This window comes from Bradyrhizobium ferriligni (assembly GCF_056837965.1).
Map to the genome: position 1 here is coordinate 1 of NZ_JBXEJO010000113.1, position 20,792 is coordinate 20,792.

The following is a 20,792-nucleotide window of genomic DNA, read 5'->3' on the forward strand; positions in this document are numbered from 1 at the left end:
ACCCCAACCCTCCCCCGCAAGCGGGAGAGGGAGCACACCGCATTCGCGATTGCGCTGGCAGCCACCCGACGCAGTGGCGCCCTACTTCTCGCCCACCTTGAACGGCTCCTCCTTGCCCGGCGGCACGGTCTCCTCCGCCATCGCCAGGATCATCGCCACCATCACGTAATTGCCGGCGACGGCGGTGAGGTCGACGATCTGCTGATCGTTGAAGATCTTCTTGGCCCGCGCATAGGTCTCGTCGGAGATTTTCCTGGTCGTGGTCAGCTCGGTGACGAAGTCGTACACGACCGCCTCGTCGTCGGCCATCTTCGACGGCCGGTTACCGGCCTTCAGCTCGGCGATGACGTCGGGCGGCAGGCCGGCCTTGGCGGCGAGCGGCGCGTGCGCGAACCACTCGACCTGCGAGCGCCACTGCCGGCCGATGATCAGGATCGCGAACTCGTTCAGCCGTGTCGGCACCGAGGTCTGCCAGCGCAGATAATAAAACAGATCGTAGAGCCGCTGGCCGAGCACCGGGCTCCGGATCATCGGATTGTAGGGACCGCCGATGCCGACGCTCGACACCTTCATGATCTGCTCGCCGAGCGGTTTTTGCAGGTCGCTGAGCTGCTCCATCGTGAGCTGCGGGAAGCGCGGCTCCTTGCTGGTGGCCGGCGCCGAAAACACCGTTGCCGCGAGCCAGCCGCCGGCCGCGGCCAGCGTGAGCGACGAGAGCCAGACGGTTGCTGAATGCATGATTCCTCCGCTTGATTTTATCGGAGGATGCTAGTCGAGCTACGTAGCGCCAGCCAGCGATGAACACGCAGATCAGGTCATCACAGCGCGACGATATCGGTGAGGCATTGCTGCGTGACGCTCATCCGCGCATCGGTCTGCGCCTGCGTCTTGCAGTCCATGTTCATCGCGAACACCGTGATGTCGGTGCCCTTCTCGGCCCAGCCGACCAGCCAGCCGAGCGAGCCGTGCTCCTTGTCGGTCAAGCCGGTCTTGGCGCGGATGACGCTCTCGCCGACTTTCGTGACGGGGAGAATGTCGCACACCAGCTGCTGGCTGCGCTTGCCGACCGGCAGCACACCGCGGCGCAGCCGGTCGAGGAAATCGATCTGCTGCACCGGATCGATCCGCAAATTGCCGGTCACCCAGAACTGGTCGATGCCGCCGCCGATGTCGCGGTTGCCGTAGTCGATGATCTCGAGATATTTCTTCATCCGCTCCTCGCCGATGCGGCGGGCGATCTCCTGGAACACCGGAAACGCCGACACGGCGAGCGCCGAGCGCAGCGTGTGATCCCTGTTCCAGGCCTCGATGCTGCGGGTTGTGCCGTCCCACTTGAAGACATCCTTGTCGGGGTCCTGCACCACCCCCGTCTCGAGCGCGATCAGCGCGTTCGGGACCTTGAAGGTCGAGGCCGGCAATTTGCCCTCGCCCGAGCGGACCTTGTCGCTGGCGATGATCAGATAATCGTCCACCTTGTAGCCGACGAAAGTGCCCTCGGTGCCGAGATCGAAGAACCGCTTTTGCAGCTCCTCGCGAAACTCGCTGCGCTGGTAGGACACGTTGGCGAAGCTGCGCGACGGCAGGATCGTAGCGGCAGCAAGCAGACCGAGCGCATGGCGGCGATGGATCACGACAAGTCCTGGGCAGGTTCGGATTGACGACGATGCTGATGCCATCGTGGTGAAAGGATGGCAATAAGACTCACTTGTTTGTCGCGTTTTCTTCACGCGAAGCGGTGTCCACTTCGCTCGAAGACGCGCCCGCTAGCGCGCCCGGCCCGACATCCGCAGCACGAACACCAGCACCTCGGCGACCGCCTTGTAGAGCTCGGCCGGAATCTCGTCGCCGAGCTCGACATTGGAGAGCGCGCCGGCCAAGACCTCGTTCTCCTCGATCGGGATATCGTTGGCCTTGGCGACCTCGATGATCTTGGCGCCGATTGCGCCCTTGCCCTTTGCCACCACGCGCGGCGCGCCGGCGTGGTCGTAATGCAGCGCGACCGCGAGCTGGTTGGTGGCCTCGCTCATGATGCGCGGTCCAGGAAATGGCCGGCGCGGGCGGGTGCGGATTGCGGCGGGCTGCCGTCGCGGATCTCGATGTCGCCGGGCGTGAGCTCGGCCCGGGTCAGCGCCTGGCTCAGCTCGGACGCGCCGGCGCGCAGCTGCGCTGCGGTCGAGGGACGCTCGGCCCACATCCGCACCGAGGTGCGCTCGCCGTTCAGCGAGACCAGCGCGTGCACCGGGCCGGCCGGCTCGACATCGAGCGTGAAGCGCGCGCGCCACGCCCGCTTGGCCGCCTCGACCTCATGGCCGCCGCCATCGCGGGAAATCTCGAACTGCGCCATCGCCGTGCCCTGTTGGGTCAGGAACGGGATCTCGAAATTCCAGCGCGGCAGCATGGCGTCGAACTGCGGGCGCGCAGCGTCGCCGCGGTCCGGCAGCGAGGCGACCTGCAGCAGCGTCTGCCGCGCCAGCGCCGCATCGGTGTTTTCCAGCAGGCGATGCGCGGTGGTCGCGAGCGGCGCGCCCGGTGCGATCGACGGCTCCGCGACGGCTTGGGCCGACGGCAGCGCGCCGTGAAATGGCGGCGGCGGCGTATTGCCCCGTACGGACACCTCGCCCGGCAGCATCTCCCTCGGCGCGGCGCCTTGCCGTGCGGGATTGCCGAGTTCGTGCAGCGCCTCCTGAATGAGATTGAGCGCGCCGCCGGAGGACGGGCCGGCATCGAGCGCATCCGCAAGTGCTCCGGCGATCCCTGCGGTGCCGCGGCTGACATCCTCGGCGACCGGCAGGCGGGCCTGCGGCAGCAGGATCTCCTGAACCTCGAGCTCGGGCATTGCCGGCGGCACAATGCTCGGCGCCGTGCCGGTACTGGCGGGCGCCGGTTGCGACAGCGGTGCGGACGCGGGCCTGCCGGCATCGCCGGTGCCAAGCGAGGTCAGCGCCTGGCGCAGCACGATCAGCGCGGCCTTCAGATCGGGCGCGGTGCCGCTCGCCGGCGCAACGCCCGCGGCCAGCGTCGCCTCGAACAGCAGGCCGGATTTCTGCAAGCCGGTCTTGACCGCATCGCCGCTCAAATTCTCGTCGAGCCCGGTCTGCTGCGCCAGCACCTGCGCGATCGCAGCCTGCAGCTTCGGCGGCAGATTGGCCGAGGCGACCGCGGCGAGATTGGCAAACAGCGGCGCCTGGCTGCCCTGCACCGCCGCCGCATTCTGCGCCGCCGCGGTGATGGTGACGCGCTCCAGCGGCGTCAGCACAGCCTTCGGTGCCGTGGCGACGGGCTGGGCGGCATCGGTGGCGTTGGCCGCCGCCGGCGACAGCCGTACGGCATCGCCGGTGTCCGGACCCTGCCCGACCAGCTGCAGGCGGATGCCGTCATTGGTCTGCGACACCGCGAGCTGCAGGTTCTGGCCCTGCTGCAGCGGCACCTCGGTCTGGACGTCGATCGACAGGCTCGCGATCGCGATCCGCACCAGATCGGCGGACAGCACCTTCAGCACCTGCGCATTGACGACGCTGCCGGCCTCGAGCGTGAGGTCCGGCGCAACGCCGTCCGCCTCCTTCGAGGCGAGCACCGGCAGCACGGGATTGATGGCGAGTGCCATGTCGGAGGTCTCGGCCAGGCGCGAGGAACGTGCCGCAGGCTAGCCCCACGCCGTAAACCCCTCGTTAACCGGCAGCCGGCCTGAGCTCCCTGAGCACGCCCGCGGCGGCCTTGAAATCGAGCTGGCGGGCGGCGCGGCGGGCGGCGACCTCCTCGTCGACGCCCCATTTCTCGATGTTCCAGTCCTCGTCGACATGGGCGGCGGCCCAGACCTGGTCCTCGTCGCGGACACCGTGCGCCAGCGCCAGCGCCAGCAGCGCCGAGCCGGTCAGCGTCGTCACCACATGGAGCGCTGCGACCGACCATGGGTCGGTCGGGAACGCCGCCCGCGCCGCCTTGATCGCAGGCTCCGGCTGGCCGACATGCATGACCCCCTCGGCCATCACGAAATGGGCGCCGAGCGCGTCAGCGGCCCAGAACAGGATCGGATCCCAATGCCGGGCCTCGCGCGCCACCAGCGTTTCGGGATGCCCGGCGCGATAGAACAACAGGTCACTGCCGAGGAACTTGGCCGCATCGTCGGCGACCTCGTCGACGCGATCGATCACCCCCTCGATCACGCTGTTGGCAAGGCGCGTCAGTGGCATGGTCATGGGATCGATGGTCTCGCCCTGCGCATTCCATTCCGCCGCCACCGCGTCCGCAATGGCCCGCGTCGGCACCGCGATCGGCTTGCCGGACGGCGTGCGGATCGGCTTGCCGTCGAGCGTGATCGAAAATCCACCGTCGGCCTCCGCGACCCCGGCGCTGGTGTAGAACCGCTTGCGCTGGGGCGTGCGAATGTGGCGCCGCACCGCCTCCTGCGGATCGAACGGAGATTGTTCTGGGACATCGTCGAAAAGTTCGCGCATCGCGCCGGCCGGCTTTCGTTCGGAAGGATTTCCCTGCAAGATATGTCAGGGGCAACGGCAAATAAAGCTGATGGGACGCGTCAATATCCTCGCGGGTTTCTCGCTCGTTGCGGCCGCCCTGGGCGCCGCCACCGCCGACGCCGGGTTCCGCACACCGGAATCGCTGATCCGCAACGTCTACGCCTACTATGGCAAGGGCAGTCCTGCGTTTTCCAATGGACTGCCGCGCGACGAGGACGCTGCCCGGCAATTCTTCGATTCGTCCCTGCGCACGGCCTGGTCCGCCCCGCACGACGCGCCGTACGATTTCCTGGTGCAGAGCCCGACCTGGCGGCTCGGCCCGGTCTCGATCGCCATCCTGCGCCGGCAGTTCGACCGGACCGATCTGACCGTCTCGTTCGATAATGAGGGCCGCGCGGTCACCCTCAATTTCATCGTCGTCAACGGACCCGACGGCTGGGTGATCTCCGATGTCGAGAGCCCGCACGATTCCCTGCGGATGTTTCTGACGCAATTCAAGCGCTAGGAGACTGTCCTTGCACATGTGCGCCTTGCGGATCAAGAACGCATATCGCGCCACGACCTCGCCTCTGTGGAGATTGCTCAATGACGGACATCGCTTTCCGCCGCGCCGAACCGGCCGACCTTCCAGCGATCGTTGCTCTACTGGCTAACGACATCCTGGGCCAGCAGCGCGAGGACGCGAGCTCCCCGCCGAACCCGAAATATGTCGAAGCCTTCCACGCTATCCTTGCCGATCCCAACCAGTTGCAAGTCGTCGCGACCTTGAACGACGCCGTGATCGGCACGCTTCAACTGACCTTCATTCCCGGATTGGCACGCATGGGCGCCTGGCGCGGGCAGATCGAGGCGGTCAGAATTGCCGAGACGCACCGGGGCTCAGGCGTCGGGCAGCAGATGTTCGAATGGGCGACCGAGCAATGCAGGGTCAGAGGCTCCAATCTCGTGCAGCTCACCACCGACAAGGCGCGCCCCGACGCGCATCGCTTCTATGAACGGTCGGGATTCGTCGGCAGCCATATCGGCTACAAGCTGACGCTTTGACGCTGCCGCCGGGCCGGCCTTGCCATCATGTCCGTCTACTTGCTCCGGTCACCACCAAGAAGATTCTTGTAGACCTTTCCATCCTTCATGATGACCAGGAAGTTCTTTGCCGGATCTTCGATCAGCTTGATGTTGTCGATCGGATTGCCTTCGACCAGCAGAAGGTCGGCGAACGCACCTTCCTCCACCACGCCCAGCTTGCCCGAATATGGATTTCGAAGCCCGGACAGCGCGAGCAATTCGGCATTCGTGGATGTCGCCATGATGAGCGCTTCAGCCGGCGTGTACCATCGCGTGAGGGCCGTCAGCATGGCGCCTTGCCGGTCAGCGAGCGCCTGCGAGAACAAGACGTCGGTACCGAAAGCCGTCTTCAACTTGTACTTCTTGGCAAAGCCGTAGACCCGGTCGGTGCCGGCAACGACCTGCCGCATCTTCTCCTGCTCCGCAGGTCCAAGGGCACTGGCGCCCGACAGATCGAGGAAGGGCTGGGTGCTCAGCCAAATTCCCTTCTCGGCCATCAGGCGGGCCGACGCGTCGTCCATCAAATGACCATGCTCGATGCACTTGACCCCCGCTGCGATCGATCGCTGGATCGCGACCGAGGTATAGGCGTGTACCGCGACATAGGTACCCCAGTTCTCGGCAGCATCTACCGCGGCACGCAACTCCGGTTCAGTAAACGTGGACACATCGAGCGGACTGAACGGCGAGGCCACCCCACCGCCCGCCGTGAGCTTGACCTGCGTAGCTCCTTGCATGAGCTGCTCGCGCGCGCGCACGCGGACTTCATCCGGGCTGTCCGCGACCATGGCGCCACCTATTCTCTCCATGCGGCTGAGCATGCCGCCGATCGTTCTGGGCAGATCGGACAGCTGCCGGAAGTCGCCATGGCCGCCGGTGATGGTGATCATGGCACCGGATGGGTAGATGCGAGGACCGGCGACGAGACCCTCGTCGATCGCGCGCTTGAGGGAGAAGGCCGGCCCGCCCATGTCGCGAATGGTGGTGAAGCCACGCATGAGCGTAGCCGTCGCCTCGGCGGCGGCAAGGAGATTGGTGTAACCGATGTCGCTGGCCATCACGGCCGCCGGCGTCGGGCGAACCAGCAATGCATGCCAATGCGCGTCGATCAGCCCGGGCATCAGCACCCGTCCATCGCCGGCGATCACCTGAGCGTCGGCCGTGATCGCCGCAGTCGAAATCTTCTCGATCTTGTTGTTTCGGATCAGCACATTGGACGGCCCGGACAGCGCGCCATTCTTGCCATCGAAAATGCGCACGTTCTGGAACAGCACGCCACCATCCTGCTGAGCCGGCGCCGGCCGCGAGGCGACGAGGCTCATCGCAATCGACGCAACCAGCGCCGAAATCCTGACGCTCTTGCTCAAACCCGACATGTCCACTCTCCGCCGATGGCGCATCGCGCGAGACCTTCACTGATCTCGCTGTGCGCGAGGGACCGACTTGATTTCAGCAATTGGTGAGAGTTCCGCTGCCCCCTGGAGGATCGACGGCCTATTGAGCCGCTCTGGCGGCTGGCTGCAAAGCGTAGCTCAGCCATCCGATGCCATGGGACAACAGATCGATGCCCAGCAGCAGCCCGAGCACCCACAGCCCGGTGGCCGGAAATCCGGTCAGAATGATGAGGCCGGCCAGGATGCCAAACAGCCCGGACGCCAGCATGATCCAGCCGGACTGCTGCCAATGGCCGATGCCGACCAGCATGCGCACAATCCCGGAGACCAAAAGCATGAGACCGAGGGCATAGGTCAGGAGCAGCGCACTCGCCACCGGCTGGCTGAGCAGGACGATTCCGCAGGCAAGGTAGAGGACCCCGAGCAGAAGCTGCCACACGAATCCACCCCAGCCCTTGGTCCAGAAGGCGTGCAGGATTTCGAACCCGCCGGCAACGATGGCGGTCCAGCCGATAAAGATGGCGCTGATCACGGTGAAAAGCACGACATCTCCCAGGACCAGAAGGCCCGCGGCGATCAGGACGAGGCCCAGCAGAACGCAGACCCATAGAGGCGGGCCAGGCAGGCCGCCGAGCATCGTGGAACTGTTCTCATAGGTAGCCATGTCGTCCTCCTTGATCCCAGGCAGCCATGGCACGGTCGCGCATTGCAGGCCGCGCAACCGGGCCACTCGAGCTGCCGAAGCTTATGCCTGCCGTCACCAGCGCCATCCGCAGCGGCGGCGACCTCTGTGCCACCAACAGGTCCAGCGGCGCCGGCGATGCCAGCGGCGGCGCGGTGGCGGAGGACTCGGGCGCGGTGGTGGCCGGGCGACGACCATATGAAGCGGCCGCTCCGGATCATCCGTCTTCGCGACGAGGGCATCTTCAGGGGCCAGCGGCAGCGCCCTGGCCGCCTGCATCAGCAAGCCGGTTCCGAGACCAGCGGCTGCGACGCCGCCAAGCATTTTCCGGAGCACGATCCGACGGTCGAGTTCATCCATATCCGGCACCTCGTTTGTTGCGCCGAGAGCTTCTTACCCAGCGGCGGCCAGCATCCCGATCAGGCCGATCGCTCGCGCTCGCCGGTCGCTCCGTCGTCCGGTATTTCGCCCGGCCGGTAATTCGGCAGCCGTCCCGCCGGAAAGACCGCAAGCAGCGCGAGGCCGGCCATGATCAACAATCCGATCTTCAAAGCGCGCAGGCGCGCTTCGGTGTTGACCCGGACGGCTTCCTCGACCTGCTGCGGCGTACCGCTCGTGCCTTCGAGCACACTGCGCAGCCGGTCATTGCTGACGAAGGTGATGTTGCCGAGGTCAACCTGGCTCTGAAGCTCCTTGGTCAGCACCGGACTGGCCGCGATCCTGCCGAGCGCGATCGTGCTCAAAAGACCGACCAGCAGAGCTCCGGCCACCGCGGTGCCAACGGCAGCCGCCAGATTCTGCGTGGTTCCGCGCAAAGAGCCGACATCCCCCGCCAACGCTTGGGCGAAGCAGTGACCAGAACGTTGAACAGAAGTGTCACCAGCGAGCCCTGGCCAATGCCGAACAGCACGAGGCCAAGAAGAACGGGAATCTCGCTCCAGTCGTTGCGCACGACGAAGGCGAGCCACAGCAACGCAACGGTGCAGAGGCCGAAGCCAAAGCGTCCGATCTGGCGGGGCGTCAGTTTGTCGTAGAGATTGACGATCAGCATCGCCGAGAGAAAGACGGTCAGATTGAACGGCATCATCGCGATCGCCGTCGCGATCGGTGAACGTCCCTGCACGATCTGGATGTAGAGCGGCACCGTGAAGTTCAGCGCGGCCTCGAGCGCCACGACCGCGAACAGCGCGTAGACCGCACACCTCTCCTCCGGCGAGTCGAGCACCTCCAATGCCAGCAGGGGCGTGTTCCCCGCGGCCTGCTGCCGATGCGTCCACATCAGGAATGCCTGCCCGAGCACGATGCCGAGCACGATCAGGATCGGCGCCGGCGAGACGCCCAGCAAGTCAAACGGCGCGTTAGGGGTCGCCAGGATCACTCCCCAACCGTTCAGATTATTGAATCCGAAACTGATGAAAATGATTGCGCTCGCTGCGAGAGCGACGCCGATCAGATCGATCTGGACATCCGCGCGACCGCGGTCCGGCCGCAGGCGGAAACTCAGAGCGAACGCGATCGCCGAGGCGACGATGAGAATTGCAAACGCCGGGCGCCAGCCGATATAGGTGCCGAGCAGCCCACCGACGACAAATGCCAGCACGCCGGCGGCAGCCCTTGCCGAGCCCAGCGCACCAAGGGCGGTCGCCTGCTGGCGTCCGGCATAATTCTCGGCTATCAGCGCGACGAGCGAGGGCACGATTACCGCGCCCGCAGCGCCGCAAAGCGCCTGAGCGGAAATCATGACGGAGGCCGTGGGGCTGAACGTCATCGCGATCTGCGCTATCAGGAAAAGCACGACGGCACCGCGAAATACCTGCACTGCCCCGAACCTTTGGGCGAGCTTCGCGCCAAGCATCACGAACCCGGCCACAAGCATCGAGTAGGCCACGATTCCGGTCGCGACCGTGGTCGGCGGTACGCCGAAGCTGGCCACCATTCCCCCCATCGCTACCGGCAACGACGCGACGTTGAACGACATGATCATCTGGCCGACCGCAATCGCGATCATGGGCACCCATGATGCGCGCTCTTCCTGTTGAATGTCGCCGATCGAGATCGCTTGCGTTGCCATCGCGTCCTCCAACCTGCCCGGTGTTGCGATCGATCGAGCGACAGCTCCACCGATCCTCACAGCATCTGGTTTCACTCGTCCGGTTGGGACACGAACAGATCCATGCCCAGTCTTTGCGACAGGAACTTCGCGGCGAGCTGCCCTCGCACGCTGTTGCCGGCCGCGTCCAGTGGCGGCCCGAAAGTGCCGAATCCACCTTTTCCCGGAGACACCGCGACGATACCGCCACCGATGCCGCTTTTGCCGGGCAGACCGATGTCGTACAGCCAGTCGCCCGACGTCTCATACAGTCCGGCCGTGACCATGACGGCCAATGCATAGTGGCACACGGCCGCATCGACCACCCGCTGCCGGGTCACCGGATTCACGCCACCATCGGCCAGCGTCGCACCCATCACGGCCAGATCCCTGGCGCTCACATTCAGCGAACACTGCCGGGTGTAGAGATCGGTCGCCTGCCTGGCGTCGCAGTAGATCCGGTCGTAGCTCTCCAGCAGCCGCGCGATGCTTCGGTTGCGAAAATTGGTCTTGGATGCCGATGCGTAGACTTCCTCGTTGAGCGAAAGCTTGCGGCCCGCGAAGCGCGAGAGGCCGTCATGGATGAACCGCCATTGCTCGTCCGCGCTCGAACCCGGCACGAGGCTAGTGGTCGCGATCGCGCCTGCGTTCACCATCGGGTTGGTGCGCCCGGCACCATGCTCGATCGCCGCCAGCGAATTGAACGGCAGCCCGGTCGCGTTCGCGCCCAGTCTTGCGCGAGCCTCTTCAGGGCCGATGGCCTCGCACACCAATGCGAATACGAATGGCTTCGATACACTCATGATCGAGAATTCGTATTCGATGTCGCCGGCGCCGTAGACACGTCCGCTGGTACCGGCCACGCAGACGCCGAACAGTTCACTCGGCACCCTGGCCAGGGCCGGATAAACCTGCGAATTGGTCCCTTCGCTGTTCGACTTGAAGCGCAGATGCGCTTGAGACACGAGCTCCTGCACCATCTCGGGCTTGGGCAAGTGCCCAGTCGAGATGTAGGGCCGCTCCGCTTGTTCCGCGATCGAAGGCGGCCACATTGGCTCTCCTTCCGGATTTCGACCTTATTGCTTCAGGTCTTCTAGTCGGCAACCAGAAGTAGGCGCCCAAAAAACCACGGAGTCAACGATCCGCTCCCGCAGCCTTTGCATTGCTGCGTTGGCCCAGACCACTTTACGACAAATGTGCTGAACGCATTGCATGTCGCGGAATTGCAGCTCCGCATCGCGATGCGACACTCGATTGATCCATGCGACGTTTCGGCGCGGCTAGGTAAGCAAGATTGTCCAATCGCCCGCGACGCAATTGAATCAAAAGAGAAGTCATCAGCAACGAGCGATTTCCATCGTGGGCCCGCGAGAGTACGATCATCGTGTGCGGATGTGAGCCCGCTGTTTGGTCCAAGCAACACTGGCCCGCGGCGATGGTGGAATGACCGCATCACTTGCAGAGTGAGGTTGATCATGGTGGCGCGCGCAAGCGACGGACAGCTTCTGCTAGTAAAGAAGCTGGGTGGGCTCATCGCTATCCTTGTTGGCTGCTTGCTGACAGCAGTCGGTGTCACATTCGAATCGACAAGCACAATTGTCGTCGGTGTCCTGTTTCTTGTGCTCGGGGCGGCCCTGCTCACGCTCAAGATCATGAGACGCAATCAAAGTGGGCCGTTTGGATAGCCAAACGGATTCACACGTTGGACGCCCTTTAACCGGATCGCCGCGCCTCCGCCGGCCGATGCCGCTCGTCCGTTCGAGCTCGCACCGGCGGCGACCACAGTTCCGTCCGTGCGTCAGCGAGGCCTGTCTAGCAGACCACGCCCTGCCCTAATCCCGGTGGTTGGCGCAGGATCGCGAATAGGCGGCGCGCTCGGCCTGGTTCAGGCCGGCGGCGGCGGCCTCGTCGAGGCACCGGCTGACGCGGTCACCGAACGAGCTGCGCGGCCGCGAACGCAGGCTCGGCTGCGTCGGTGCATCCATCCTCGGGATCGCCGGCACCTCGATCCGCGGCGGCGGCGGAGGCTGGGGCACCGGCGGGTCCCACATCGAGCGACCTGGCGGAGGGATTTGCGCAACGGCGCTCGCCGCGCCGATGGCCCAGAGCAAGGTGCAGGCAACAATCAAGGATCGCGTCATCAGCCATATCTCGTGACGCGCCGGCACAGGTTCAAGTGATTGCGGCGCACGTCAGCGCTTCGCTTGATATGCGAGTTCCGCGCCCTCGTCACGGCTTCTGGTAGATCACGTGACCGGCGCGGATGGTGGTGCTCACTTTCGCGAGATTGCCGACGTCGCCGAGCGGATCGCCGTCGAGCACCACGAGATCGGCGTCGAAGCCCTGCTCCACCCGCCCCTTCTTCGCGGCCTTGAAGAACCGCGCCGGATTGGTCGTCAGCGAGGCCAGCACCTGCCGCTCCGACAACACGCGGTGCATCAGCTGATATTCCTGCGTGGTGTCGTACAGCGTGGTGAAGCCGACATCGGTGCCGAACAGCACCGTGCCGCCATTCTCCGAAAACTGCTTGAGTTGGTTGACGGTCGAAGCCACCAGACGGTTGGTGACGTTCGGATCGAGCACCACGGTGGTGAACAGCGACAATGTGGGAACGAGCGCAGTCCCCTGTGCCTTGAACCGCGCCAGCTGATCCCCGGTGTAGCTGGGTTCGCCGGGTGTGGTGTGCGCGAGCACGTCGACGCCGGACTCGATCACCGTCTCGACGCCGACCTTGTTCTGCGGATGCGCGAACACCGGCCTGCCCTGCGCGTGCGCCACATCGACGGCTGCTTTCGCAATCGCCGGGTCCATGTTGACGACGGGCTTGTCGCCCATGAAGGCGCCGGTGAACAGCTTGATGCCGTCCTCACCCATCGCCAGCCAGTCGCGCGCCCATTTTGTGGCCTCCTCGGGCGTTGCGGCTTCCGGAAGCTGCACCTCACGCGGGATGTAGACGGGGTGTCCGCCCTTCGGGAAGATGTTGCCGGCAAACAGAATGTTGGGGCCGGCGACTTCGCCCGCGACGATGCGCTTGCGCAGCGGCAAGGTGTCGCTCGGATCGGAGCCGAGGTCCCAGACCGTCGTAAAACCCCAGCGCGTCAGCATCTCCTGCATGTGCTGCGTCAGCGCCGCGGCCGGCGCTGCGCCGGAGTTGCGCCAGACATTCTGCGTGAAATGGACATGGCTGTTCCAGAAGCCGGCGACGATGGTCTTGCCGCTGCAATCGATCACGCGGGCATCCGGCGGCGCCTGGATGTCGCCGGACTTGCCGACCGCGCTGATGACGCCGTCGGTCATCACGATCACCGCATCCGGCAGCGCTTCCGCATCGGCCGATGCGTAGAGCGTGCCGCCGCGGAGCACGATGGTCTCGGCCTGTGCCGTCACCGAGGCGACAGCCGAGCCAATCAGGAAAAGCGTGACGCGCAGCCAGGTGCCGATCATGGAGAGTCTCCGTTGCAGGCCGGCAGAGGCCGGCGCGCGAAGATAGCCGCAAAGCGCGGAGCCGTTTGATCGTTCTTGCTGTCCGCGCCGGATAGCGGCGCCCCGACCGTCACTCCTCCGGCGCGTTCTCGATCGGGTCGAAGCGGTCGGCCTCGAGCCCGAGCAGATTCCAGGATTGCAGCATGTGCGGCGGCAGCGGCGCGGTGGCATCGATCACGCCGCCGCGCGGGTGCGGAATCACGATACGGCGGGCGAGCAGATGCAGCCGGTTCTGCAGGCCGCCGGGCAGCTGCCAGTTCTCCTTGTTGAAGTATTTCGGGTCACCGACGATCGCGTGATCGATATGCGCCATGTGGGCGCGCAATTGATGGGTGCGGCCGGTCACCGGCTTGAGCGACACCCAGGCGAGCTTGGTCGCCGAGGTCTCGACCACGGCATAATAGGTCACCGCGTGACTCGCGCCCTCGTCACCATGCTCGGCGATCCGCATGATGCTGTCCTCCTCGCTCTCCTCCTTGGCGAGATAGGTCGAGATGCGGCCCTGTTTCGGCTTCGGCACGCCGGCGACCAACGCCCAGTAGATCTTGCGCGCAGAGCGATGGCGGAATGCGCCGGTGAGATGCGTGGCGGCGAAACGCGTCTTGGCAACCAAGAGGCAGCCCGAGGTCTCGCGGTCGAGCCGATGCACCAGCCGCGGCTTCTGCCCCTTGGCATCGCGCATCACCTCGAGCATCTGGTCGACATGGCGCGTCATGCCGGAGCCGCCCTGCACGGCGAGACCGGCCGGCTTGTTCAGCACCAGCACGTCGTCGTCTTCGTAGAGCGTCATGTCCTTGAGCGCCTGCAGCGTCTTCGCCTCGGCCTCGGAGAGCGCGCCGGCCGTCTTCGGCGCGTCGAGCCGCAGCGGCGGAATCCGCACGCTCTGGCCCTCCTCGAGCCGGTCCTTGGAATCGGCGCGCTTGCCGTTGACCCTGAGCTCGCCCTTCCGGACGATGCGCTGGATGTGGGAGAACGAGAGGCCCGGAAACCGCGCTTCGAGGAAACGGTCAACGCGCATGCCGTTCTCGTCGGCGGTGACGACAACGGTCTGAACCTTGGTCGGCAATGGCTGCTCGGCCGCGGCGGTCTTCGACGTGGCGGGCTCGGCCCGCTCCTGCCGGTCGCGGCGCGGCTCGGCAAAGCGCTGCGGCTTTCCGGCCGCACGGTGCGCGAACGGACGGTCGCCGGACTTGCGCTCGCCGGACTTGCGCTCACCGGATTTGCGCTCACCGAACTTGCGATCGTCCGGCTTGCGGCTGCGCTGCGCCGATCCGCTCTTGCCACGATCCTTGCCGCGATCGCCGGCGCGGTCCCGGTCGCGGCCCTTGTCGCGCCCTTTGGCGCGGTCGCCCGGCGATGTGGTTCTCTTGATGCGGCGGCTCATGGTGATTTTTCGGCTCCAGACCTGCATTGTGCCTAGCGCAAATGCCGCGAATCGTCACGGCGAAATCGGTGTGAATCCGGTGCAGCATCGGCCATGTTCGGCCGCATATGGCAATCGACGGGGGCTCCTGGAATGAGACTGGCGATATCGGCTTTGGCGGCAGCCCTGATGCTCACGGACCCTGCGCTCGCCCAGCAAAGCCCGATGCCCGAAGCCGCGATGCCGGAAGATCTGGCCTGGAAGCTCCTGGAACTCGGCCGCGTCATCGACCCGCCCAAGACCGCCGCACTCTACGCGCCGCTGCAACAGAAGGAGCCCTATCAGGGCGTCAAGGTCGAGCGCGACGTCAAATACGGCCCCGCCGACCGGCATCTGCTCGACGTGTTCACGCCGGAGACAGCCTCACCACCGCGGCCGGTGCTGATCTACATCCATGGCGGCGGCCTCATTGCCGGCAACAAGCGCGCCCCCGGCAGCCCGTTCTACGACAACATCATGCTGTGGGCGGTGAAGAACGGCTTCGTTGGCGTCAATGCCACCTACCGCCTGGCGCCGGCCTTTCCGTGGCCGGCAGGCGCGGAGGACATGGGCGCGATCGTGCAGTGGGTTTCGGAAAACATCGCCTCCCGCGGCGGCGAGCCCAGGCGCATCTTTCTGATGGGCCAATCGGCCGGCGCGATTCATGTCGCGAGCTATGTCTCCCATGGCGAATTCCACAAGGTGAAGGGCGGCGGGCTTGCCGGCGCGATCATGGTGTCTGGCATCTATGATCTGACGGCCTCGCCGGCCGGCGATGCCGAGCTCGCCTATTACGGCTCCGACCCCTCGCGCTATGCCGAACGCTCCTCGCTGCAAGGCCTGGTCGCGAGCCCGATCCCGTTCCTGATCACCGCGGCCGAGCTCGATCCGCCGCGCTTCGTCGAGCAGTTCGAGCTGTTGAAGCAGGCCAGCTGCAAGCGCCCGAGCGGCTGCGCCCGCAGCTTCATGCTGCCGCAGCACAGCCATATGTCGGAGGTCTATGCGATCAACACGCCGGACACGCGGTTGACGGACGAGATCCTGGACTTCGTGAAGAGCGTCAAGTGATCGCTAGAGCAATATGAAGTCGTGGGCCGTCGCAGCGGGCGCTGCCAAAATATCGAAAACAACCCCATGCAAAGTAGCCGGCGCCGGCCGGCGTTCGATCAAGCAACTTGACACGTCGGGCAACTCAGAGATACATTTCTAATATTCCGAAGTCACGCAAGTGTCCCTCGCCCGAAGATGTTGCATATGGCGTTGGCGAGCTTCCGCAACGGACGCTTCCACGCCTCAGGCGGGAACGGGAACGCACGTTATTCGCGGCCGCGGCGCGATCTCGTCTTGCTCTAGCTCCCGCCCCGCTCCTTGCGCAGCCGCTGCCAGTAATCCAGCCGCTTGCGGATCTCGCGCTCGAAGCCGCGGTCGGGCGGATCGTAGAAGGTCTGGCGGCCCAGCGCTTCCGGGAAATAGTCCTGGCCGGAGAATGCGTCCGGCATGTCGTGATCATATTGATAGCCGGAGCCGTAGCCCTCCGACTTCATCAGCTTGGTCGGCGAATTCAGGATGTGCTTCGGCGGCAGCAGCGAGCCGCCCTGCTTCGCAGTCTGCATCGCAGCGCCGAACGCAGTGTACACCGCGTTCGATTTCGGCGCGGTGGCGAGATAGACCACGGCCTGCGCGATCGCGAGCTCGCCCTCCGGCGAGCCCAGGAAATCATAGGCATCCTTGGCGGCGTTGCAGACCGCCAGCGCCTGCGGATCGGCGAGACCAATGTCCTCGACCGCCATGCGCACCACGCGCCGCGCCAGGAACAGCGGGTCCTCGCCGGCATCGAGCATGCGTGCGAGATAATACAGCGCCGCATCCGGATCGGAGCCGCGCACCGACTTGTGCAGCGCCGAGATCAAATTGTAGTGGCCGTCGGCCGACTTGTCGTAGATCGGCGCGCGGCGTTGCAGGATGGCCTGCAACTGCTCGGCATTAAACACCTCGCCCTTGCGCGCGGCGCGCCAGACCTCTTCGGCCAATGTCAGCGAGGCGCGGCCATCACCGTCGGCCATCCGCACCAGCACGGCGCGCGCTTCGGCATCGAGCGGCAGGGCCTTGCCTTCGATCTTCTCGGCATTGGCGAACAGCTTTTCGATCGCCGCCGTGTCGAGCGAGTGAAACACCAGCACGCGGGCGCGCGACAGGAGCGCCGCGTTGAGCTCAAAGGACGGGTTCTCGGTGGTGGCGCCGACCAGCACCACCGTGCCGTCCTCCATCACGGGCAGGAAGGAATCCTGCTGCGCGCGGTTGAAACGATGCACCTCGTCGACGAACAGCAGCGTGCCCTTGCCGGTCTCGCGGCGGGCACGCGCGGCATCGAACGCCTTCTTCAGATCGGCGACGCCGGAGAACACCGCGGAGATCTGCTCGAAATGCAGCTCGGTGGCATCGGCGAGAAGCCGCGCCACGGTGGTCTTGCCGGTGCCGGGCGGCCCCCAGAACACCAGCGAGCCCAGCGTGCGCGTCTCCAGCATGCGGGTCAGCGCGCCGTCGGGGCCGAGGATGTGGTCCTGGCCGACCACGTCGGCCAGCGTACGCGGGCGCAGCCGGTCCGGCAGCGGGTGTGGCGCGTCCTGCTCCATCCCCGCCGCAGCGAACAGGTTGCTTGCCTCGCGAGGTTGCTTAGGGCTCATCCGCCGAGTGTCACGTTGATCTGCTGGCCGCCGCGCACCAGCGTGATGCGCCAGACCCGCGACCCCGTCTTCGAGGCCTTCTCGAGGTCGCTGGTCCGCGCAATCTTCTCGTTGTTGACCGCGAGGATGATGTCGCCCTTCTGGAAGCCGACATTGGCAGCGGTGCCGTCATCGGCGAGCTCGGTGACCACGACGCCTTCGGCGCCGGCGTCGAGATGCAGTTCATCGGCCAGCGCCGGCGAGATATTGGCGACCCTGGCGCCCTGGAACGGCGAGCGCGCGGTCAGCACGATCTCGTCGCGATTGGTGTCGGGCGCGGTCTCCAGCGGCACGGTGAGCTTCACCGGCTTGCCGGCGCGCTGCACCTCGATCTCCGCGTTGCCGCCGAGCGGACGGGTCGCGAAGCGGTAGTCGAACGCGTTGGGATCGTCGATCGGCGTGCCGTCGATCCCGACGATCAGGTCGGAGAGCTTGAGCCCGGCCTTCGCCGCCGGGCTGTTCGGCGCGACATTGGCGACCAGCGCGCCGGACGGCAGCTTCAGTCCCAGCGTCTCCGCGATCTCCGGCGTGACCGCCTGCAGCCGCGCGCCGAGCCATGGCCGCTTCACCGCCTTGCCGCCGCTCTTGGCGGAGGCCACCACCACCCGCACCATGTTGGCGGGAATCGCAAAGCCGATGCCCTGCGAGCCGCCGGAGCGCGAGAAGATCGCGGTGTTGATGCCGGCGAGCCGGCCGGTCATGTCGACCAGCGCGCCGCCCGAATTGCCGGGATTGATCGCCGCGTCGGTCTGAATGAAGAATTGATAATCCGTGATCCCGACTTGAGTGCGTGCCAGGGCCGAGATGATGCCGTGCGTCACGGTCTGGCCGACGCCGAATGGATTGCCGATCGCCAGCACGACGTCACCGACCTGCAGCTGGTCGGAATTGGCGAAGTCGAGCGTTGCGAATTTTTCCTTGTTGGTGTTCTTGAGCCGCAGCACCGCAAGGTCGGTGCGGCTGTCCTTCAGCACGATCTCCGCCTCGTATTCGCGCTTGTCGGCGAGCGAGACCTTCACCTGGTCGGCGCCCTCGATCACGTGATTGTTTGTGACCACGAGCCCGGAGCCGTCGACCATCACGCCGGAGCCGAGCGAGCGCTGCATCTGTTCGGGCTGCTGTCCCGGTACGCCGAAGAAGCGGCGAAAAATCGGATCGTCCAGGAATGGATTGCGGTTCTGCACGGTCTTGGCGGCGTAGACATTGACCACCGCCGGCTGCACCCGCTGCACGATCGGCGCATAGGACAATTGCAGCTCGGCCTGCGAGGACGGCACGCGGCGCTCCTGGGCCGCGGCAGCGGAAAGATTCCCCATGAAGGCCAACGTGCACAGAGCGGATACGGCAGCAAAACGGACAGGTCGGAGCATTCTCACCTCTCGTGGAAACGCCGGAATATAGGCGTGTTCGCCGGGCAATTGAAGGGCGCCGGGCCGGATAACTGGCCCCCCGCCGGACCGGTGCACAACCCGCGGCCACCGCGTTGAAGCGCGCCGCCAAGCTTCTATGATGGCTGTCATCTCACTGCGCCGCTCCGCTTGTTGCCTGCGGACCACAAGCGGAACTGCGATGCCCGGAAGCAGTGTCGTGCGTCAGTCACGATACGCTCCTAGGACCGTTCGGTGAGTGGGGACTTCAAACACAACAGGGGTGCACAATGGGTGCGACAAAAGTTGGTGCAATCGCCATCGGCCTGGCAGGGGCGCTCGCCGCCTCGCCGGCCTATTCACAATCGGCCGGAGGCGGCAGCGATGCGGAGATCGCGCTGCTGAAGCAGCAGCTGAAGATGCTCGAGCAGAAGCTCGACCGACTGCAGAAGCAGACCAACGCCAATACCGCAACCGCGGCCAGCGCAAACGCCAATGCGAAGGCGGCGGACGCCAAGGCCGCGCGGGTGGCGAGCGCCAACGCCGCGATCCCGGTGAAGGGCCCGGTCGCGCCGTCCGGCGTCGTGGTGACGATGCCGAACAACCGGCCGACGATCTGCACCGCCGACGAACAGAACTGCGTTGCGATCACGAGCCGCGTGCACTGGGATGTCGGCGGCTACGACTATCGTCCGAACACCGCAGGCACCTCGCCGCAGAAGCTCGACAGCGGCGAGAACGTCCGCCGCGCGCGCATCGGCATCGTCGGCAAATTCTTCGGCGACTGGAATTACTCGCTGATCTACGACTTCGGCGGCTCGTCCGACGGCTTCGGCGGCGCGGCGCCGGGATCGCTGCCCGGCGGCGGCACCTCGGGCATCGAGAATGCGTATCTGAGCTACACCGGCTTCAAGCCGTTCGGCGGCAAGATGGCGATCGAAGGCGGCATCATGGACGTGCCGTGGACGCTCGACGAAGCGACCAGCTCCAACGACATCCTGTTCATGGAGCGCGCCTCGGTCGGCATCATCGCCCAGAACATCGCCGCCGGTGACTTCCGTTCGGCCGCCGGCACCCGCTGGTGGAACGACCAGTTCTGGATCGGCGGCTATGTCACTGGACCGACGTCGGGCGCCATCCACTCCGCGTCCTCGGCCTCGCCGGCCGGCACGTCCGAGCAGTATGGCGGGGTCATCCGCGTTGCCGGCAATCCGATCAGCGGCAAGAACTATTCGGTGCACATCGGCGCCGATGCGGAATGGCTGGTACAGCCGCCGCGCAACCAGCTGACACAGGCGCAGACGCTCACGCTCAGCGACCGGCCCGAGCTGCGCATCGATCCGACGACGCTGATCTCGACCGGTGCGATCGCCAACGTCTCCGGCGCGCAGGTCTACGGCGTCGAGGCGGCGGCGACGTATGGTCCGTTCATCGCACAGGGCGAATATTACTGGTTCAATGTCGATCGCTCCGCGAACACCGGACTGCCGCCGTTCGGCGCGCCGAGCCTGAAATTCGACGGCGGTTACGCGCAGGTCGGCTACGTGCTGACCGGCGAGAACCACGCCTACAATCCGGCGACGGCCTCCTACGGCGGTATCAAACCGCATGATCCGTTCTCGCTTGCTGGCGGCGGCATTGGCGCCTGGGAAATCGCCGGCCGCGTCAGCACGATGGACCTCAACGATCAGATCGCGCAGGCGGTCGGCATCGCGGGCGGACGGCAGACCGTCTACACCGCCGCGCTGAACTGGTACGTCAACAACAACGTCCGCTTCATGCTGAACTACCTGCACGGCGATATCGCCAAGCAGGCCTCGGCGACCTCGACTGCGGACGTCGGTTCGAAGTTCGACGCGGTCGCGCTGCGTACGCAGGTTGCGTTCTGAGGCGATTTGAGCTGACACCAACTCATAGACGGCCGGGGCATCGCTCCGGCCGATTTTGTTGCTCTGGAATGCGTGAAATGATCGAGCCGTAGCGGCATCGAAACTGCGTTCCTCTCCCGCTTGTGGGCAGGGCTATCGCATATGAGCTCGGTCGCTCCACAAACTCGTCATGCCCGGGCTTGTCCCGGGCATCCACGTCTTTGTTTCCAGGCGAAGAAAGACG

General features: G+C 65.5%; 19 protein-coding genes. 4 read left to right on the forward strand and 15 right to left on the reverse strand.

Annotated elements, in window-relative coordinates:
- Positions 1-81: 81 nt before the first annotated feature.
- From AC1VNY_RS40045 to AC1VNY_RS40065, 5 genes are all read right to left on the reverse strand, one after another.
- Positions 82-738 carry a carboxymuconolactone decarboxylase family protein gene (locus AC1VNY_RS40045; protein ID WP_482409307.1) on the reverse strand — a complete coding sequence of 219 codons (657 nt, stop codon included), beginning with the start codon at positions 736-738 and terminating at the stop codon, positions 82-84.
- An 80-nt stretch (positions 739-818) separates the two neighbouring features.
- Entirely contained in the window at positions 819-1,631 is an 813-nt protein-coding gene (gene blaOXA / locus AC1VNY_RS40050; RefSeq protein ID WP_482409308.1) for a class D beta-lactamase, read from the reverse strand.
- 132 nt (positions 1,632-1,763) lie between these two features.
- Complete coding sequence (locus AC1VNY_RS40055; protein ID WP_038388518.1) at positions 1,764-2,027, reverse strand: EscU/YscU/HrcU family type III secretion system export apparatus switch protein; 264 nt, start codon at positions 2,025-2,027, stop codon at positions 1,764-1,766.
- Complete coding sequence (gene fliK, locus AC1VNY_RS40060; protein WP_482409309.1) at positions 2,024-3,604, reverse strand: flagellar hook-length control protein FliK; 1,581 nt, start codon at positions 3,602-3,604, stop codon at positions 2,024-2,026. The genes AC1VNY_RS40055 and fliK overlap by 4 nt, the downstream gene beginning before the upstream one ends.
- A 64-nt stretch (positions 3,605-3,668) precedes the next feature.
- Positions 3,669-4,454, reverse strand: coding sequence for an ATP12 family chaperone protein (locus AC1VNY_RS40065; protein ID WP_482409310.1), 786 nt, complete (start codon positions 4,452-4,454; stop codon positions 3,669-3,671).
- A gap of 70 nt (positions 4,455-4,524) precedes the next feature.
- On the opposite strand from AC1VNY_RS40065, the gene AC1VNY_RS40070 reads away from it, so the two are divergent.
- The gene (locus AC1VNY_RS40070; RefSeq protein WP_482409311.1) at positions 4,525-4,980 is read left to right on the forward strand and encodes a hypothetical protein; all 456 of its coding nucleotides are present in this window, start codon (positions 4,525-4,527) and stop codon (positions 4,978-4,980) included.
- A gap of 80 nt (positions 4,981-5,060) precedes the next feature.
- A complete protein-coding gene (locus AC1VNY_RS40075) occupies positions 5,061-5,519 on the forward strand; it encodes a GNAT family N-acetyltransferase (RefSeq protein ID WP_482409312.1) in 459 nt (152 codons plus the stop codon).
- 35 nt (positions 5,520-5,554) lie between these two features.
- On the opposite strand, the gene AC1VNY_RS40080 is transcribed toward AC1VNY_RS40075, so the two are convergent.
- From AC1VNY_RS40080 to AC1VNY_RS40115, 8 genes are all read right to left on the reverse strand, one after another.
- A complete protein-coding gene (locus AC1VNY_RS40080) occupies positions 5,555-6,862 on the reverse strand; it encodes a metal-dependent hydrolase family protein (protein WP_482409322.1) in 1,308 nt (435 codons plus the stop codon).
- Positions 6,863-7,034: 172 nt separating this feature from the next.
- Positions 7,035-7,598: an HdeD family acid-resistance protein gene (locus AC1VNY_RS40085; RefSeq protein WP_482409313.1), complete on the reverse strand. Its 564-nt coding sequence runs from the start codon at positions 7,596-7,598 to the stop codon at positions 7,035-7,037.
- Positions 7,599-8,035: 437 nt separating this feature from the next.
- Positions 8,036-8,386, reverse strand: a complete 351-nt coding sequence (locus tag AC1VNY_RS40090) for a hypothetical protein (protein WP_482409314.1) — start codon at positions 8,384-8,386, stop codon at positions 8,036-8,038.
- A complete protein-coding gene (locus AC1VNY_RS40095) occupies positions 8,356-9,699 on the reverse strand; it encodes an MFS transporter (RefSeq protein ID WP_482409315.1) in 1,344 nt (447 codons plus the stop codon). Before AC1VNY_RS40095 ends, AC1VNY_RS40090 begins: the two co-directional genes overlap by 31 nt.
- 59 nt (positions 9,700-9,758) lie before the next feature.
- The gene (gene glsA, locus AC1VNY_RS40100) at positions 9,759-10,757 is read right to left on the reverse strand and encodes a glutaminase A (protein WP_482409316.1); all 999 of its coding nucleotides are present in this window, start codon (positions 10,755-10,757) and stop codon (positions 9,759-9,761) included.
- 780 nt (positions 10,758-11,537) lie between these two features.
- A complete protein-coding gene (locus AC1VNY_RS40105) occupies positions 11,538-11,846 on the reverse strand; it encodes a hypothetical protein (RefSeq protein ID WP_028339290.1) in 309 nt (102 codons plus the stop codon).
- Positions 11,847-11,934: 88 nt separating this feature from the next.
- Positions 11,935-13,149, reverse strand: a complete 1,215-nt coding sequence (locus tag AC1VNY_RS40110) for an amidohydrolase family protein (protein WP_482409317.1) — start codon at positions 13,147-13,149, stop codon at positions 11,935-11,937.
- A gap of 109 nt (positions 13,150-13,258) precedes the next feature.
- On the reverse strand, positions 13,259-14,572 hold the full coding sequence (locus tag AC1VNY_RS40115; protein WP_482409318.1) for an RluA family pseudouridine synthase: 1,314 nt from the start codon (positions 14,570-14,572) through the stop codon (positions 13,259-13,261).
- A gap of 168 nt (positions 14,573-14,740) precedes the next feature.
- On the opposite strand from AC1VNY_RS40115, the gene AC1VNY_RS40120 reads away from it, so the two are divergent.
- Entirely contained in the window at positions 14,741-15,658 is a 918-nt protein-coding gene (locus AC1VNY_RS40120) for an alpha/beta hydrolase (RefSeq protein ID WP_482409319.1), read from the forward strand.
- A gap of 281 nt (positions 15,659-15,939) precedes the next feature.
- Here AC1VNY_RS40120 and AC1VNY_RS40125 read toward each other — a convergent pair whose 3' ends face one another.
- On the reverse strand, positions 15,940-17,274 hold the full coding sequence (locus tag AC1VNY_RS40125) for a replication-associated recombination protein A (protein WP_482409320.1): 1,335 nt from the start codon (positions 17,272-17,274) through the stop codon (positions 15,940-15,942).
- The gene (locus tag AC1VNY_RS40130) at positions 17,271-18,629 is read right to left on the reverse strand and encodes a DegQ family serine endoprotease (RefSeq protein WP_155258366.1); all 1,359 of its coding nucleotides are present in this window, start codon (positions 18,627-18,629) and stop codon (positions 17,271-17,273) included. The genes AC1VNY_RS40125 and AC1VNY_RS40130 overlap by 4 nt, the downstream gene beginning before the upstream one ends.
- 341 nt (positions 18,630-18,970) lie before the next feature.
- Here AC1VNY_RS40130 and AC1VNY_RS40135 point away from each other — a divergent pair, with 341 nt between their 5' ends.
- Positions 18,971-20,569, forward strand: coding sequence for an OprO/OprP family phosphate-selective porin (locus AC1VNY_RS40135; protein WP_482409321.1), 1,599 nt, complete (start codon positions 18,971-18,973; stop codon positions 20,567-20,569).
- Positions 20,570-20,792 lie beyond the last annotated feature (223 nt).